At 51.1% G+C, this 17,457-nt stretch carries 17 protein-coding genes; 15 read left to right on the top strand and 2 right to left on the bottom strand.

What is annotated here, in order from left to right; genetic code table 11:
* Nucleotides 1-74: 74 nt before the first annotated feature.
* The 15 genes from GQY55_RS32110 to GQY55_RS17540 all read left to right on the top strand — a co-directional run bounded on the left by GQY55_RS32110 (nucleotide 75) and on the right by GQY55_RS17540 (nucleotide 15,588).
* Entirely contained in the window at nucleotides 75-872 is a 798-nt protein-coding gene (locus tag GQY55_RS32110; RefSeq protein ID WP_160043156.1) for a 3D domain-containing protein, read from the top strand.
* 116 nt (nucleotides 873-988) lie between these two features.
* The gene (locus GQY55_RS17475; RefSeq protein WP_160043157.1) at nucleotides 989-1,201 is read left to right on the top strand and encodes a hypothetical protein; all 213 of its coding nucleotides are present in this window, start codon (nucleotides 989-991) and stop codon (nucleotides 1,199-1,201) included.
* A 214-nt stretch (nucleotides 1,202-1,415) separates the two neighbouring features.
* Nucleotides 1,416-2,474 (top strand): cell wall-active antibiotics response protein LiaF, encoded by a 1,059-nt coding sequence (gene liaF / locus GQY55_RS17480; RefSeq protein WP_160043158.1) that lies wholly within the window; start codon nucleotides 1,416-1,418, stop codon nucleotides 2,472-2,474.
* 4 nt (nucleotides 2,475-2,478) lie between these two features.
* Nucleotides 2,479-3,537, top strand: coding sequence for a sensor histidine kinase (locus GQY55_RS17485; RefSeq protein WP_160043159.1), 1,059 nt, complete (start codon nucleotides 2,479-2,481; stop codon nucleotides 3,535-3,537).
* Nucleotides 3,537-4,193: a response regulator gene (locus GQY55_RS17490; protein WP_160043160.1), complete on the top strand. Its 657-nt coding sequence runs from the start codon at nucleotides 3,537-3,539 to the stop codon at nucleotides 4,191-4,193. The genes GQY55_RS17485 and GQY55_RS17490 overlap by 1 nt, the downstream gene beginning before the upstream one ends.
* Nucleotides 4,194-4,401: 208 nt before the next feature.
* The gene (locus GQY55_RS17495; RefSeq protein WP_160043161.1) at nucleotides 4,402-4,740 is read left to right on the top strand and encodes a hypothetical protein; all 339 of its coding nucleotides are present in this window, start codon (nucleotides 4,402-4,404) and stop codon (nucleotides 4,738-4,740) included.
* Nucleotides 4,741-5,041: 301 nt separating this feature from the next.
* Nucleotides 5,042-6,667, top strand: coding sequence for a S1C family serine protease (locus tag GQY55_RS17500; RefSeq protein WP_201452177.1), 1,626 nt, complete (start codon nucleotides 5,042-5,044; stop codon nucleotides 6,665-6,667).
* Between the two features lie 136 nt (nucleotides 6,668-6,803).
* Nucleotides 6,804-7,493, top strand: coding sequence for a response regulator transcription factor (locus GQY55_RS17505; protein ID WP_160043162.1), 690 nt, complete (start codon nucleotides 6,804-6,806; stop codon nucleotides 7,491-7,493).
* A gap of 2 nt (nucleotides 7,494-7,495) precedes the next feature.
* The gene (locus tag GQY55_RS17510; protein WP_160043163.1) at nucleotides 7,496-8,962 is read left to right on the top strand and encodes a sensor histidine kinase; all 1,467 of its coding nucleotides are present in this window, start codon (nucleotides 7,496-7,498) and stop codon (nucleotides 8,960-8,962) included.
* A 55-nt stretch (nucleotides 8,963-9,017) separates the two neighbouring features.
* Complete coding sequence (locus tag GQY55_RS17515) at nucleotides 9,018-9,965, top strand: 4-hydroxy-3-methylbut-2-enyl diphosphate reductase (RefSeq protein ID WP_160043164.1); 948 nt, start codon at nucleotides 9,018-9,020, stop codon at nucleotides 9,963-9,965.
* 462 nt (nucleotides 9,966-10,427) lie between these two features.
* Nucleotides 10,428-11,480, top strand: a complete 1,053-nt coding sequence (gene aroF, locus GQY55_RS17520; RefSeq protein ID WP_160043165.1) for a 3-deoxy-7-phosphoheptulonate synthase — start codon at nucleotides 10,428-10,430, stop codon at nucleotides 11,478-11,480.
* A gap of 250 nt (nucleotides 11,481-11,730) precedes the next feature.
* Nucleotides 11,731-13,155 (top strand): type I glutamate--ammonia ligase, encoded by a 1,425-nt coding sequence (glnA, locus tag GQY55_RS17525; protein WP_160043166.1) that lies wholly within the window; start codon nucleotides 11,731-11,733, stop codon nucleotides 13,153-13,155.
* 208 nt (nucleotides 13,156-13,363) lie between these two features.
* Nucleotides 13,364-14,455, top strand: a complete 1,092-nt coding sequence (gene serC / locus GQY55_RS17530) for a 3-phosphoserine/phosphohydroxythreonine transaminase (protein ID WP_201452183.1) — start codon at nucleotides 13,364-13,366, stop codon at nucleotides 14,453-14,455.
* 129 nt (nucleotides 14,456-14,584) lie between these two features.
* Complete coding sequence (trmL, locus tag GQY55_RS17535; RefSeq protein WP_160043168.1) at nucleotides 14,585-15,049, top strand: tRNA (uridine(34)/cytosine(34)/5-carboxymethylaminomethyluridine(34)-2'-O)-methyltransferase TrmL; 465 nt, start codon at nucleotides 14,585-14,587, stop codon at nucleotides 15,047-15,049.
* A 284-nt stretch (nucleotides 15,050-15,333) separates the two neighbouring features.
* Nucleotides 15,334-15,588 (top strand): AbrB/MazE/SpoVT family DNA-binding domain-containing protein, encoded by a 255-nt coding sequence (locus GQY55_RS17540; protein ID WP_160043317.1) that lies wholly within the window; start codon nucleotides 15,334-15,336, stop codon nucleotides 15,586-15,588.
* Between the two features lie 293 nt (nucleotides 15,589-15,881).
* Here the strand turns inward: GQY55_RS17540 and GQY55_RS17545 are convergent, their stop codons facing one another.
* Both GQY55_RS17545 and GQY55_RS17550 read right to left on the bottom strand, forming a co-directional pair.
* Complete coding sequence (locus GQY55_RS17545; protein ID WP_160043169.1) at nucleotides 15,882-16,949, bottom strand: phosphodiester glycosidase family protein; 1,068 nt, start codon at nucleotides 16,947-16,949, stop codon at nucleotides 15,882-15,884.
* Nucleotides 16,946-17,353 carry a hypothetical protein gene (locus GQY55_RS17550; RefSeq protein WP_160043170.1) on the bottom strand — a complete coding sequence of 136 codons (408 nt, stop codon included), beginning with the start codon at nucleotides 17,351-17,353 and terminating at the stop codon, nucleotides 16,946-16,948. Before GQY55_RS17550 ends, GQY55_RS17545 begins: the two co-directional genes overlap by 4 nt.
* Nucleotides 17,354-17,457 lie beyond the last annotated feature (104 nt).

The following is a 17,457-nucleotide window of genomic DNA, read 5'->3' on the forward strand; positions in this document are numbered from 1 at the left end:
AACTTCGGGTTCAAAAAACATGTATAAACGCCAAATCATCTGGACATCCTCGGAAGTAAAGGGGGAGGATTTCAATGATGAAGGTAAAAACATGGCAGAGGATTTTGTTGTGTGTTTTTTTAATCGGGCTATTCGCGGATACGCCTAATTTGTATGCCTCGGCATTTTCGATGATGCCGTCCTATACCGAGGACAACAACGGCCCGAACTTGATGATCGCCTCAAAAAACGACTACTATCTTAAACCGTTAAAATATGCTTCCAACCCGGAAATGTTCATGATCGTCGATCTTAACCAGAAGAAGACGGAACAATTTGCCGCCAAGTCCCAGGACGAGTATTTGCCCAAATTCGGGGCAATGGCGCTGCCCGCGGTCACGAAACCGGAAACCAAGGTTCCCGCCAAAAAGCAGGGGGCCATTGCAGTCACGGCTCCGAAGCGGGATCAGGTCATCCATACGCTCAAGGTCATGGCGACAGGATACACTGCCGGTTACGAGTCCACGGGCAAACACCCGTCGCACCCGCAGTACGGGATTACGTATTCCGGCGTGAAGGTCCGCAGGGATAAAAATACGATATCCACGATTGCGGCCGATCCGCGCGTATTCCCGCTGGGCACCATTTTGTATATTCCGGATTACGGGTATGCGGTCGTTGCCGATGTCGGCTCTGCCATCAAGGGACGAAAAATCGACCTGTATTTCGATACGACCAAGCAGGTATACAAGGAATGGGGCAAAAAAGAGGTCGAGGTTCAAGTGATTAAAGTCGGCAACGGGAAATGCAGCGAGAAGCTGCTGAATACGCTCGGCAAAGCCATTCAAACTTATAAATCCGTTCCGGCTTCATTGCTGGAAGAAGTCATTTAGACGATTGCCGCTGCATAAATTTCTTGGCATTTCACATACTACGGACTGGGGAACAAAAAACGCCCCCGGCAACTGAGGTTTGCCGTTTACGACAAGCTCAGGGAGGTGAAACGGCCATGAAAAAGCAACAACAACAAGGCAGCTATATGACGCCGAACGAAAAGTTCAAAACGGAATTTGGCGAGGACACTGCCAATACGCCAACGACACAAACGACGGGCACCGCTCGTACCGGCAGCGCAGGCAGTGCAGGTGCAGGCAGCACCGGCAGCTACAAAACGCCAAACGAAAAGTTTGACGAAGAATTCAAACCGACTGACCAAGCTTAAGAACATAACGGTACATCCAGACATCCGCTCGAAAGGGCGGGTGTTTTATTTTTGCCAATCTGTTCCAATGGACTCGGTCTCGGGACGGAGGACGATTTCATTCCCGCGCCGCTATCTTCATTACGCCAACCTGTTGTACACTTAGATCAAAGTTACAGAAGCTCGGAGTGACTCCAAGCGGGCAAAGAAGATTATGTTAAAAGGAGAACCTGTTATGAAAAAACGATGGTTGGACCGGCTGTTCGGCGGGGTCGTGCTCATTGGGATCGGGGTCATTTTCCTGCTGAACCAGCTGAACGTCATTGATGTCAGTCTCGGTTACGTGATCAGCCATTACTGGCCGGTCATACTAATTGTCCTGGGCGTCAAGGAGCTGCTGAAAGGGCGGAGAGCCTTTTTGGGAGCGGCATTCCTTTTGCTTTTCGGGACCTATTTTCTGGGAAGGAACGAAGGCTGGGATTGGGTAACGCCGGGAAGCTTCTTCAAAATCATCATTCCGGCCATGCTCATTCTCGCTGGACTGTACGTCATCTTCAAGCCGAATGACCGCAAGCCGCCTTCCCGGCCGACCCCGGACCATGATGCGCCGGCATTTACGCCGGAACCGCCTGAACCGGAGGATCTGACCGCAAAATCGACCTTGGACCAGCAGTTCGAGGAAAAGTTCGGGATTCCGTACACGAAGCAGCAGGCTGAGCGCAAGTCGATCCATGGGGATGCGGACTTCGATGACGACGACGATTTCGATCCGGACGACCTGGACGACGATCACGTGAAGGATCGATACAAGCATTACAAAAAGAGATACAAAGAGCAAAAAAAACACTACCAGCAGATGAGACATGAAGCCCGCCACGGCCATGCCGAATGGGACGGACATCACAACGACGGCGGAAAAATCAACCGGTCTTCGTTTATCGGGGATATTCATCTGGGACGCGAATATTTTGAGTTGAAGCCGACGAACCTGTCGCAATTTATCGGGGATACGGTACTCGATCTGACGAACGCGCATATCCCTTTCGGAGAAACGAAAATCAACATTTCCGCGTTTATCGGCGACATTAAGGTGTACGTACCGGACGATACGGACCTTGGAATCTCCGTCAACACCAGCTCGTTTATCGGGGACATGTCGGTGCTTAATGAATCGCGCAGCGGGTTTATGAGCAATTTTCAGACGAAAACCCCGTTTTATAAGGAAGCCCGCAAAAAAATCCGCATTAATGTCAGCGCGTTTATCGGCGACATTAAAGTGAACAAAGTGGGTTAAGCGCATGCGGAACATAACGAAAAATACGAAATGGGTGCTGCTGTTTTATTTCGTTCTGACCGGCCTCATAATGAGCGCGGTGTTGGTGATCGGGGCGGACAGCGGATACCTGACCGTAAAAGGAACCTGGGTTTGGGTCTACACAAGCCTGGGCTTCCTGCTGTTGTCGATCATTGTCGGATACATGGCCGGCCAGCGGATTCAGCGCAGGGTCGACATACTCGAATACAATATGCTGCAGGTGGCCAAAGGCAATTTATCGGTGAGGATCGGGGAATGCGACGACCCGACTTTTGAGCGTTTGTATCATGAGTTTAACAACCTGATGGAAGCGATGGAGAAAAAAATGATGCTGCTGCAGCGGATGGGCGAGCAGGAGGTTGTGGAGAAGGAGCAAGCCGCCGAACGCGCCGTATTGGAGGAACGCCGGCGCATGGCGCGGGATTTGCACGATACGGTCAGCCAGCAGCTGTTCGCGATCCATATGTCCGCCTCCTCGCTTCCAAAAGTGTTGGAGCGCAACGCGGAACAAGGACAGACGGTCATGAATCAGCTGATTTCAATGTCCCAGATGGCGCAAAAGCAGATGCGCGCCCTTATTGCCCAGCTGCGTCCGGTCGAGCTTGAGGGCAAAAACCTGGAGGACGCCCTGGAGGTATGGTTCCCGGATTACTGCCGCCAAAACGGCTTGAAAGGAATGAAGGAAGTCGAGCTGCAGGGCAAGCTGTCCGAAGCGATCGAACACCAGTTGTTTTTGATCATCCAGGAGGCGATGGCGAATATCGTGAAGCATGCCCATGCACGGCTGGTCAGCATGTCGCTGCGCGAGGAGCAAAGGCAGGTTGTGCTCAGCATCAGCGACGACGGACAGGGTTTTAACGAGGTGCCGTATAAGACGGGATCTTACGGTTTGTCCACGATGCAGGAGCGCGCCGAAAAATTGGGCGGAAAAGTGGAAATCATCAGCCGTCAAGGTTCCGGTACAACGATTCGCGTACATATACCGAAGTTTGTGGATGGGACGGCCGGCGGAAAACAACCGATAGGAGAGGATGAGGAATAATGGCGGATGTCTTGAAAGTGATGATCGTGGATGACCACGAAATGGTGCGGATGGGGCTGAAAACGTATTTGATGCTGGATCCTTCCATCGAGGTCGTGGGCGAGGCCGATAACGGCTCGAAGGTGGTCGATTGGCTGAACAATGCCGCGCCGGAGCAGTTTCCGGACTTGATCCTGATGGATTTGATGATGCCGGTGATGAACGGGGTGGAGACGACCAAGGCGGTTTTGGCCGAATACCCTTTCATGAAAATCGTTATTTTGACCAGTTTTCTGGAGGATGATCTTGTTGTCGATGCCGTGGAGGCCGGTGCGGTCAGCTATGTGCTAAAAACAGTCTCGGCGGATGAACTGATCTATGCCTTGCAGGGCGCCAACCGCGGCATGCCGGTTATGACCGGCGACGTGTCGCAGGCGCTTACCCGGGGGATCCGCCAGCGCACCGTCCAGGGCGACTCCTCCGGCCTCACCGAGCGTGAGAAAGAGGTGCTGCTCCTGATCGCCGAAGGCAAAAGCAACAAGGAGATCGCCGAAGAGCTGCATATCAGCATCAAAACCGTCAAAACCCATGTCAGCAACCTGCTGATGAAATGCGAGCTGGAGGACCGGACGCAGCTGGCGATTTACGCGCACCGTAAAGGATGGGTGCAGGGATAATGAAGCCCGTCCTTCAGTGCTTACAAACATTAGCTCCTCTTCATGGCTAATTCTGTTGGTTAAAAATGATTGTTCGTATGCAAGATTGTATAAAAAATACAGGAAGATAATAAAGGATTGTAGAATACTTCATTTAGAATATATTGTATTTTTTGGAATATATGATAATATTAATAATGAAAAATGCAAATTGATAGGAGGTATTTTTATGAAAAAATTTTTAATTGCTTCTGTTGCAACATCTTTACTTGCAGTCGCACCAAGTGCAAGCTTTGCATCAAATGAAATACCGCCTCAGATTCAAGAGCAGTCTTCAAGAATCGCTCTGAATTCAGATCAATTAGCCGCATCATTAGATCCAGTATACATTTCCTCATATAAACCTTCTCGTGGATATTCTCAATCTAAGGATGTACCAACCACTGTTCCTTATTCAACAACTATTAACGGTTATCAATATTATGGAAATCTGAAACTGATCTCAACGCAGCTGATAAATGGATTATGGTACGGTACTTATGCAGGATGGATAGCAGTTTTGGCTTAATGAGATGAACTAAAAACTAGTGGCATCAAATTTATTAAATAAACAAATTTTTAAACAACAAACCCAGTATCTTAAAAGGTACTGGGTTTGTTGTTTATTTAAAAAGCGAACATTATCAATTCAGTCGTTTATAGTTAAAAATAATGAAAAAACATGTTATCAATGTCTTTTTGCAGTTTATCTTTTTATCTCCGCTTAAATTGTTTTTAATCTGTGGTTAAGGTTTATAGTACATCATATAAACAGTTAAACAATTCCCCAAGGACATTGAGATATAAAAAGGTGCACAGGAGGCATTATTATGGACGAAAGAAACAGATCGGGTCAACCTGAAGACGAGTTTCAAAACGACGGCGTGAAACGTCAAGGATCTTCCGAATCGGGTTCTTCATATTATTATTCCTACGGACCGTTCCAGTCGATTGGAAAAGACCGGGCAGAACAGCATGGCGCCGAAAGCCGCAGCAAGCAGGAGGACGTCGAAATCACCCCTCCGAACCCGGTTCGGCCGCTCCCTACCTCTAATGCATACCGCTTCTCGTCCGACTCCGGCAATGCCGGCGGATACGGCGGCGGAACGGGTGGGGGCGGCGGCAACTGGCAGTTTAACCAGAAGCCGCCGCAGAAAACATCCGTCAAAACGGTGTTGATTTCGTTCCTGGCCGGCGTTGTCGTTATCTCGGCTCTGATGTTTACGTCGGACCGGATGAACCTGTTTACGCCAAAAGCGGCTTTGTCCGCCGAAGAACAGGCTACCACGCCTGTGACCGCAGCACCGGAAACCAGCAACGGCAGCAATCAACCGGCTTCGCTTCCGCTGAACAAGCCGCTTGACGTCTCGGGCGTCGTGGAACAAGCGGGACCTGCGGTCGTTAAAATCGAAACGCTCGTCAAATCGAACAGCCGGAGCTCGCAATCGCAATCGCCGTTTATGAACGATCCGTTTTCGTTCTTCTTTGGCGGAGACAGCGATTATTACAGCAACAACGGCGGTGATTCCGGCTCCGGCCAAAATTCCCAGAATCCGGGCAAATCCCAGCTGGTTCCTTACGGCATCGGCTCCGGATTCATCTATAAAAAAGACGGATACATTTTGACCAATGAACACGTCGTTGAAAATGCGGATGTCATTCAGGTAACGGTCGAAAATGACACCAAAACGTATGAAGCCAAACTGCTCGGCAAATCCAAAGATCTGGACCTTGCCGTGTTGAAAATCGAAGGCAAAAATAATTTTCCGGTCGTACCTCTCGGCGATTCCAACAGCCTGAAGGTAGGGCAACCGGTTGTAGCCATCGGTAATCCGCAAGGGTTTGACCATACCGTAACGACAGGCGTCCTGAGTGCGCGCGAACGCACCATCGATGCGAGTGATGAAGGAAGCACGGATACGCGTAAATACCAGCATTTGCTGCAAACCGACGCATCCATCAACCCCGGCAACTCCGGCGGTCCGCTTCTTAACCTGAACGGCGAAGTCATCGGCATGAACGTAGCCGTCAGCAAGGATTCGCAAGGCATCGGGTTTGCCATCCCGGCGAGCACGATCAAAAACGTCGTTCAGAAGCTGGAAAACAATCAGGAAATTCCGAAGGATCCGGAACCGTTTATTGGCGTCAAGCTGATAACTTTAACGGATGAAGTCGCCAAGCAAATGGAAACAAACGTAACCCAAGGTGCGGTCGTTGTAGAGGTTACTTTCAAATCTCCGGCCTATGAAGCTGATCTGCGCCCATACGACATCATTACCGGCGTCGATAGCACCAACGTTAAAACCCATACGGATATTGTGAATTATATCCAAAAACAAAAGGTTGGCGCGAAAGTAACGCTGCATGTCGTCCGCAACGGTAAAAAAATGGATATGGAACTCACCATCGGCGACAAAAACAAATACAACATTCCTTCCGACGGCAGCAATCAGTAATCATCGGAAGGCTTCAATCGGCAGCGGAAGGGAAGGTCCCTTCCGCTGTTGCCGTGCAAGGATGCAAACGCAAAACTTCACTGCTACAATAGAAATAACAACGAACATAGTTAAGAAATAAAGGAGCCATCCGTTTATGCGATCGAAAGTACTGATTATTGACGACGACGAAAAAATCATTTCCATGCTGCGCAGAGGGCTTGCGTTTGAAGGGTATGATATCATAACGGCCAACAACGGGGCCGAAGGTTTAAAAAGCGTTCTCAACAGCGAGCCCGACCTCGTCATTCTGGACGTCATGATGCCCCAGGTCGATGGATTCGAAGTGTGCCGCCGTCTGCGCGAAGGCGGGATCCGTGTGCCTATTCTGATGCTGACCGCAAAAGACGAGATCGAACACCGCGTGAAGGGACTGGATCTCGGCGCCGACGATTATTTGGTCAAACCGTTTGCGCTCGAGGAGCTGCTGGCGCGGGTCCGTGCATTGCTGCGACGCAAGCCGGGCCAGGAGGAGGCGGAAGACCACCGTTTGACCTTCGAGGATATCGTGCTCGACGTCGATTCCCGGGAGGTGCTGCGCGGCGGACAACGACTGGAGCTGACGGCCAAGGAATTCGAGCTGCTGCACCTATTTATGCAAAATCCGAAACGCGTGTTGTCCCGCGACCTGATCATGGATAAAATCTGGGGATACGATTACAGCGGCGAATCCAACGTGCTTGAGGTTTATATCGCGATGCTGCGGCAAAAAACCGAGGAGCATGGAGGCAAACGCGTAATCCAGACGATTCGGGGGGCCGGCTACATTCTGAGAGGTGACTCCTAAACATGTCCATACGACTCCGGCTGACAGCCTGGTATACGTGCATCTTGGCCGTAACGCTGATCTTGTTTGGCTCTGCCGTGTATGGGGTGGTTCATTTTTATACTTTTTCTAAAGTGAAGAGCAATCTTGAAGAGCAGAGCAAACAAATTCAGCCTAATCTGGTGTTGTACATTTCCCAAGGTGAATTAAAATTTGATATTGGTGGGTTGTCCGCGACTTCGGGTTTTCAATCTTCCCAGATTTTTGGACAGTTGCATGACTATAATAATAATCGTGACCTGATCACGGAAAATTTGGGGAGGATGAAAAAGACCTTTCCCGTCCCTTCCGCAAAGAATGCTTTTAATGTCGATTCTTTTGAGACCTTCCGATTAAACGGCAATCCTTTCATGGTCTATCAAAAGCCTGTTGTTGTTCAGAATCAGTTAATCGGATTTTTGCAACTCGCCGTTTGGACTGGTCACGAGGAGGAATTGCTAAGTCTTCTCCGTTCCATATTGATCATCAGCGCAACCATCATGGTACTCATGGCAACGACTTTCGGCTTATTCCTGGCACGCAAGTCGATCGCCCCGATCGGGAAAGTCATCGAGGCGGCCGATCAGATTCAAAAAGGCTCGGACCTGAGCGTACGGATCGCTTATGACGGGCCGCAGGACGAGATCGGGCAGCTGATCAATACGGTTAACAACATGCTGGGCCGGATGGAAGGGTTTTATAAAAACCTGGAGGACTCCTATGCCGCGCAGCGCCGTTTCGTTTCGGACGCGTCCCACGAGCTGCGCACGCCGCTTACGACGATTCGCGGCAACGTCGACCTGCTGCAAAGGATGTGGTCAAAGGACGACGGTTCCGAACGCCCGAACCTGGATGAGGAAACGATGCACCAGATGACGCTTGAAGCCGTCAACGACATCGCGGACGAATCGAAGCGGATGAGCAGGCTGGTGAGCGACATGCTCTCCCTGGCCCGGGCCGATACCGGACGGACCTTCGAGAAGCAGCCGGTGCCGCTTGAAATTCTCGTCGAGGAAGTGGCGCGCCGGGCCAAAATGCTGCCGCGTACAGCCGAATGGATTACCGGAGACTTCTCGATCCTGAATGGCGTTTATGTCAACGGCAACAAGGATTACATGCAGCAAATGCTGTTCATTTTTATCGAAAACGCGTTCAAATACACGCCGGAAGGCCAGGTCGTTTTTGATGCTTTTATCTACAAAAATCAGGTAGGCATCCGGATTTCCGATACCGGAATCGGCATGGACAAGGAGGAAGTGCCGCATATTTTCGAACGCTTCTACCGGGCGGACCAATCCCGCGGCGTGACGGAAGGCATCGGCCTCGGCTTGTCCATCGCCAAATGGATCATCGATGAGCTGGAAGGTTCGGTCGAGGTCGTCACGCGTTTGGGTGAAGGGACCACGTTTGTCATCTGGCTGCCGATCGTCTTTCCGACGCCTTTGGAATAAGGTATAATGAATAGATGTTAGCTGCAACAGCATAAGAAAGCAGGTGAAGTCAGTCATGGAAGTTATTAAAATATCACCGCGCGGATATTGCTACGGGGTGGTGGACGCCATGGTGCTTGCGCGCCAAGCGGCCCAAAACCTGGATCTCCCGCGGCCCATATATATTCTCGGCATGATTGTTCACAACAGCCATGTCACGAACTCTTTCGAAGACGAAGGCATCATCACGCTTGACGGCGCCAATCGTCTGGACATTTTGGATCAGGTGGATAAAGGAACGGTTATCTTCACCGCCCATGGCGTTTCCCCCGAGGTGCGCCGAATTGCCCGGGAAAAAGGTCTGACAACGGTCGATGCGACCTGCCCGGACGTCACCAAGACGCATGACTTGATCCGGGAAAAGGTTGCGGACGGGTACGAAATCATCTACATCGGCAAAAAAGGCCATCCGGAGCCGGAAGGCGCGATCGGGATCGCCCCGGACCATGTGCATCTCATCGAAAAGGAAGAGGAAATCGACGCCCTGAACATTCCTTCCTCCAAAATCGTCATTACGAACCAGACGACGATGAGCCAATGGGACATTAAGCATATCGTCAAAAAACTGCTCGAGCTGTATCCTTCGGCCGAAGTGCATAACGAAATATGCCTTGCGACGCAGGTTCGCCAAGAGGCGGTGGCAGAGCAGGCGGGCCAAGCGGACCTCGTTATCGTCGTCGGAGATCCGAGAAGCAACAACTCCAACCGCCTGGCGCAGGTTTCCGAGGAAATCGCCCATGTCAAAGCGTACCGGATTGCGGACATTACCGAGCTGAAACGCGAATGGCTGGAAGGCGTCGCCAAGGTGGCGGTGACCTCGGGAGCATCGACGCCGACGCCGATAACGAAAGAGGTCATCAACTATTTGGAGCAATACGATCCGAACAACGAAGAGACTTGGGAAATCAAGCGGACCGTCAATATGAACAAGCTTCTGCCCCCGGTCAAAACGATCAAATCTTAAAAAAAGATGCAGGAGAGGATTGCCGGCGAGGGCTGGCGGTTCCCTTCAACAAACATTTAACCATAGGAAAGAGCGGTACAAGAAAAATATCTTGTGCCGCTTTTTTTTTCATCCATCCGCAGGCGGCAGCCGATATCCGGAAAATGGGAAACGAGACGAGGCAAGAATGGAGCAAAAGCGATAGCTTAGTTTAAAACGTTGACCGGTGCCGGCGGGCCGCCAAGCAACGAGTCATTTTTGTTCCCTGGGCTTGACGGACAGAGCAAAATAGTTTATTGTTACTTTATCGATTAAAAGCATAAAAGCTAAAAAGCTAAAAAGCTAAAACGCGTTTAAGCAAATAGGTGAATGTCATCGCCGATTTTATCGGATTGAAAAGTGTCGGCTTCCATGCTCCCGGGAACCCGGTTCCCGGCATTTGATTCGGCATACAGAAACTGATGATAGAGAGGAATGGTAATCATGATCGTTATTACATCCAATACCACCCCTGAAGAGCAAATTCAGGACATCGTTCGCGTCATTGAAAATAACGGGCTTCAAGCCCATATTTCCAGAGGTTCGGACCGTACGGTGATCGGCCTTGTCGGCAAGGTCGATCCGTCCATCGCAGAGCATTTGCGCCAGATGAAAGGCGTCGAAAACGTGGTGAAAATTTCGAAATCCTACAAGTTGGCCAGCCGGGACTTCCATCCGGAAAATACGGTGATCGATATTAAAGGCGTGAAAATCGGCGGCGATGAGCTGGTCGTTATGGGCGGGCCGTGTGCCGTCGAATCCCCGAAGCAGATCGACGAGATCGCGGCGCTCGTCAAGGCGGCCGGGGGCCAGGTGCTGCGCGGCGGCGCGTTTAAACCGCGTACAGGCCCTTACAGCTTCCAAGGCGTCGGCGTCGAGGGACTGATCATGATGGCCGAGGCAGGGCAAAAACACGGCCTGCTAACGATTACCGAGGTCATGACGCCGGAATACGTGGACATTTGCGCGGAATACGCCGATATTTTGCAGGTCGGCACCCGCAACATGCAGAACTTCGACCTGCTGCGCAAACTGGGGACCTGCGGCAAGCCGGTGCTTTTGAAGCGCGGCTTCAGCGCCACCTACGACGAGCTGCTTAACGCCGCCGAGTACATTCTCGCCGGAGGAAATCCGAACGTTATGCTGTGCGAACGCGGCATCCGGACGTTCGAAAGCTACACGCGCAACACGCTCGATCTGACGGCGATCCCCGTGCTGCAGCAGCTCAGCCACCTGCCGGTCATTTCCGATCCGAGCCACGGCACGGGCCGCCGCGAGCTGGTGGAACCGATGTCCAAGGCATCCGTAGCCGCCGGGGCGAACGGACTCATTATCGAGATGCATACCGATCCGGACAACTCGATGACGGGCGACGGCGTGCAATCGCTGTTCCCGGACCAATTCGCCGCGCTGCTCAAGGATCTGGAGAAGCTCGCTCCGCTGGTCGGCCGTACATTCAACACGGAGAAGGCTCCTGCCGAAGCGTTTGCGCAATAACTGTTTATTCATAACCTTTATACATGGCCTGCTCACCGGCTTTTAAGCCGGATGGGCAGGCTGTTTGTGTGCAGCTAACAAGGGCTTAAACCTAAATGGTGTAAGGATACCTAACACATGCTAAAAAAATACCTGACATGGATATTGACGATGTCAGGTTTTGCGTTTTATAATGACGACATAAATAGAAGATGCTGAACGTTCTCGTAGAATATGTGGGTAATTGTTCGGAAAATGGGAGGAAGAGAAGATGTCGGTTGAAAACGTGTTGAAAACAATCAAAGATAATGCAATTGAGTGGGTGGATTTTCGTTTTGTCGATTTGTCCGGTCGTGCGCATCACATTTCTTTGCCTGCCAGAGAAGTGGATGAAGAAACGTTCGTAAACGGGGTTGCGTTTGACGGCTCTTCCATCGCCGGGTTCCGGGGAATCGAAGAATCCGACATGGTTATGATGCCGGATCCGGATGCGACGTTTATCGATCCGTTTACCGCACATCCGACATTAAACATCATGTGCAACATCTACACGCCGGACGGCGAGCGTTACGAACGCGATCCGCGCAGCATTGCGGCGAAAGCGGAAGAATATCTGCAAGCCAGCGGCGTGGGTACAGCGGCATTTTTCGCGCCGGAGTCCGAGTTCTTTATTTTCGACGACGTCCGTTACGAAAGCAGCATGAACAGCTCTTCCTTCTATGTGGATTCCGAAGAAGCCGCATGGAACACGAACCGGAAAGAAGAAGGCGGAAACCTCGGCTTCAAAATCAAAGTAAAAGGCGGATACGTGCCGGTAGCTCCCGTCGATACGCAGCAGGACATCCGCAGCGAAATGTGCCGTTTGCTTGAAGAAGTCGGACTGCGCGTGGAACGACATCACCATGAAGTGGCGACCGCCGGCCAGGCCGAAATCAACTTCCGTTTCGATACCTTGAAGAAAACAGCGGATAACCTGCTGGTCTATAAATATATCGTACACAACACGGCCCGCCAATACGGCAAAGTGGCAACCTTCATGCCGAAACCCCTCTTTGGCGACAACGGCAGCGGCATGCACGTTCACCAGTCGATTTTCGACGGCGACACTCCGCTGTTCTATGAAAAAGGCGAGTACGCGAACCTGAGCGAGATGGCTCTCCATTACATTGGCGGCATCCTCTACCATGCGCCTGCGCTGCTTGCTTTGACGAACCCGTCGACCAACTCGTTCAAACGCCTGGTTCCCGGCTACGAAGCTCCTGTGAACCTTGTGTTCTCCAAAGGAAACCGTTCCGCGGCCATCCGCATTCCGGTTGCTGCCGTGACGCCAAAAGGGTGCCGCATCGAGTTCCGTACGCCGGACTCCACGGCCAACCCGTACCTCGCGTTCTCCGCGATGCTGTTGGCCGGCCTGGACGGCATCAAGCGCAAAATCAATCCGGTCGAGCTTGGATACGGCCCGATGGACAAAAACATCTACGAGCTTACCGACGAGCAAAAAGCCGAAATCCGCAGCGTGCCCGGCACGCTGGACGAAGCGCTCGACGCGCTGAAAGCCGACCATGAATTCCTGCTCGCAGGCGATGTATTTACGAAAGATTTCATCGATAACTACATTGAACTGAAACGCAGCGAAGCAAAAGCCGTATCGATCCGTATTCATCCGCATGAATACAGCCTCTACTTTGACTGCTAATCGAAACGCAGACGAAAGGCTGTCCCGCGACGGGGCAGTCTCTTTCGCTTTTCAATTCTTTAAAGCTTTACTTCGGGAAATATGCTAAAGTGGTAGAAGAAAACGATGGCGCCGGGACATGCGCTTGTGCATTTTGGTACTTGATGCGTCCCCGGATACCTGCTATCATTGATTTCAAAAAAATTCGAGTACAGAGAGAGGGAGAGTTATCGTGAGCAAGAGAGCATACAATTTCAACGCGGGGCCGGCAGCGCTGCCGCTTGAAGTTTTGACGCGCGCGCAAGCGGAGTTTGTTGATTTTCGGGGAACGGGCATGTCCATTATGGAAATGTCGCACCGGGGCAAAGTATACGAAGAAGTCCATCATGAAGCGGAAAACCGCCTTTTGTCGCTTCTCGGCAATCCTGAAGGCTATAAAGTGCTGTTTTTGCAAGGGGGAGCCAGCACGCAGTTCGCGATGATTCCGATGAACTTTCTGACCGAAGGCAAAACGGCGAGCTACGTCAAAAGCGGCAGCTGGGCGGACAAGGCGATCAAAGAAGCGAAGCTGATCGGCGAAACGCATATCGCCGCCTCTTCGGAAGCAGACAAGTATATGAAAATTCCCGATCTTGCAAGCATCGAAATTCCGGAAAACGCCGCGTACCTGCATGTAACCTCCAACGAAACGATTGAAGGGACGCAGTACCAGCAGTATCCGGATTCGGGGAACGTGCCCCTGATCGCGGATATGTCGAGCGACATTTTGTGCCGCGAATTCGACGCGAACCAGTTCGATTTTATCTATGCGGGCGCCCAGAAAAACTTGGGACCTTCAGGGGTAACGGTCGTGATTGCCCGGGAAGCCATGCTGGCCGATTCTCCAAGCCATATTCCGACGATGCTGCGTTACAGTACGCACGCGAAGAACGACTCTCTCTATAACACGCCTCCATCTTTCTCCGTATATATGGTGAACGAGGTTTTGAAATGGATCGAAGAACAGGGCGGTCTTGCCGGCGTTGAGCAGGCCAACCGCAAGAAAGCCGGACTTATTTATGATATAATCGATAGCAGCGAAGGCTTCTATCGCGGTCCCGTCGATGCAGGCAGCCGTTCGATCATGAACGTCACGTTCCGCCTGGTATCGGAAGAGCTCGAAAAGCAGTTCATCAAGGAATCGGAGCAAGCGGGATTCGTGGGCCTGAAAGGTCACCGCAGCGTGGGCGGTTTGCGCGCTTCGATTTACAACGCGGTGCCGTATGACAGCTGCAAAGCTCTGGTTGATTTTATGGCCGATTTCCAAAAGCGTCACGGATAAGGCAGCCCGATTCGGACTTTAGCCAGTGAAAAGCCAGCCTTTCGCCTTACAGCGAAGGGCTTTTTCGTTGCTTATGGCGGCGAATGAAAACAGATCGGAACAATACCCGAAGGATGGAGTGACTGACCCATGGCACTGCATATCGTGCTAGTAGAACCCGAAATACCGGCCAACACCGGTAACATTGCAAGAACCTGCGCAGCGACGGGAACCCATTTGCATCTGGTGCGCCCGCTCGGCTTCAGCACGGATGATTCGAAGCTGAAAAGGGCGGGGCTGGATTATTGGTATGCCGTTCAGATCGAATACCATGACTCTTTTGCAGAGCTGCAGGAAAAATATCCGGAAGGCCGTTTTTTCTACACGTCGACGAAAGCGGACAAAAGATATACCGACGTCCCGTTCCGGGACGGAGATTTCCTGGTGTTCGGCAAAGAAACCAAGGGACTGCCGCCGGAGCTGCTGGCCGCAAATCCGGACAGCTGCATCCGCATGCCGATGACCGATAAGGTCCGTTCCCTGAATTTGTCGAATTCGGCGGCGATCATTGTGTACGAAGCGCTGCGCCAGCTGGATTTCCCCGGCATGAAGTAACTTTTTAAAGAAAGAAATAAAAATTATAAGGGTTAGCAGGATTCGACATCCGCACATCGAACTATTAAGAAAGACCCATTTTTTGTGATTGGAAAAGGCATACTGACCGCGAGGAGTACTTTCTAATCATTGAAGAACGTCCATTGACGGATTTTGTCATTCTAAACCGCGTAAATCGACGTTTTTCTTCCTGGTTATCGGAATATGGTTCGACCCCGGCCCGGAACCGATGTCCATAATCTTACAACAAGTTGAATAGTTAATAGGAGAGGTGTAGTTTGTCTATGAAACCTGCTGGTGTAGTTCGCAAAGTTGATCAGCTGGGAAGAATCGTCCTGCCCAAGTCGCTTCGAAAACGGTATCAGATGAATGAAGGCGACCCTGTCGAAATTTTGGTACAGGGAGATCATATTATTTTGGAGCGTTATCGTCCCAAATGCGTATTCTGCGGATCCATGGACGAAGTAAGCGAGTTCAAGGAACGTTATATTTGCGGACAGTGCCAATCCGACATGGCGCAGCTGCAAAGACATGCATAATGGCATGACAGACATCACGAATCATTCGTGATGTTTCTTTTTTTTGCGAAAAATCGCCCGAAAACGAGAAAAAGGCCTCCTGATTCAGGAAGCCTTTTTGGGCCATGGATTAAAGGCCTTTGGTCTTATCATCGTTATAAGCCGCGGTTAAGATGCCAGTCAGGAACATAACAAGCACCAGTGTAACAATCCAAAATGTTAATGAGAACGACATGAAGGCCACCTCCCGCTAATCTACCATGCTCTTAAACCATATTATACCCACACTTCGGAAAAAAATAAATGAATTCGTTTTATTTAAAAAATAAAAAGTGGGTCGGAACCGGCCGCAGATTCCCGTCCGACGGATGGTTTACGACCCTTCCGCTCACAATAAGGGAAGAAGATCCGCCGCCATCCAGATTGTAGGCATCGACGATGCCGAGACCGTACATTTTGCTTTGGAGCTCTTGAAGCGTCGCGCCGGAGCCGCCGCTTTCGTTGTAGCCGTCCACGACGATGATCAGCAGCTGATCGTCCTTGTAATTTCCGATGACGGTGCGGGGCGCGCGATTCGGGGATGTTTTCCACTTATCCGGAATCGGCATCGGCTGCCCGTTTTTCAGCAGGACCGGCACAAAAGTAGCCCCGAATCTTGGCTTCAGCCGATCCAACTCCGCCTGGTTCGAAAACTTGCCGCCGATCAGTTTGCCTGCATCATTCAGCCCGACAAAAAACAAATCCTTGAAGCTTGGCTCGAACCCGTTGACATATTTACCGTTCAGCACCGTTGTGCTCAGCGGGTAGCGTTTGCCGCCGGAATCCGCGAAACCGCCGGCGTTGATGCCGGCTACCGCACCGTACCGGTTAACGGCCTGCAGCGTCGTTTCGGCTCCGCCGACCTTGTCGCGGCCCAAAGTCATTTGCATGGCGTTTTGGTCCTTCAGCTTCACCTTCATCGCGTAGCCTTGGTAAACGCCGGGATTGACATGGTACAGCTCGATCCGGATGCGGCTGCTTTCCACCCGTTCGAACGGAACGCCAAGCTTGGCGCTGATGCGGCGGTTATAGATCGTTTCAGGCCGCTCCGCCTGGGTTTGCGCCGTTTTGACGATGGCATTCATGGCTGCGGTCGTTTGCTTGTATAAAGCCGAAGTTCGGCGGATCGAGGAGATGGTCGCTTGAACGGTCTGTTCCGCCTTATCAAGGTTTTGCTTGAGCCGCTCGGATTGGGCAGCCAGCGTTTTGGCAGGGACGTAGGAGGCTGTCTGAACCTCTACATGTATCGTTTTGAAGCTGAGCATCATAAAGATGAACATGCCCAAAAACGGTCCGGTTGCCAAAAGGAAAAAACGGTTGATTTTCTTTTTTTCGACAATCATTTCAGCAAATCCATTTTCCGCTGAAGCTCGTTCAGCTGTTTTTTGACTTCGTTCAGCTGTGTGTACAGCTTATTGCTGTTGTCCGTTTTGTTTGAGGCGTTGTCTTTCGTGAACGTCAACAGCTCGTTAAACGACTGTACCTTGCTTTCCAGCTCTTTGACTTCCCCGGACAATTCCGTAAATTTCGCTTCATAGCTTTGCTTCAGCTCATTCATCTGTTTATGGGTGTCGGCCTGAAGCTGCCGGATCATATCCTGCTTCACATGATTGCTGTATAGATAAGCGCCGGTAATGCCTGCGGCTATAAGCAATATCCAGACGAGCAAAACGAGCATGACGGAAGGGGATTTTCCCCGGCTTGTCCGGTTCTGATAGGCGGAGGAAGGTTCGGTATTCGTTTCCATATCATCACCCCGGTTACAATTGGTTTTTTTGCCAGTCCCCATTCTAACATTACCCTATCAATTTCGCAAAAATGAATCTAAAGTCACAGAAAAGCCTAAAAAGA

The sequence above is a fragment of the Paenibacillus sp. USDA918EY genome (assembly GCF_009870825.1).
In the GTDB taxonomy this organism is placed as follows: Bacteria; Bacillota; Bacilli; order Paenibacillales; family Paenibacillaceae; genus Paenibacillus_AQ; species Paenibacillus_AQ albilobatus.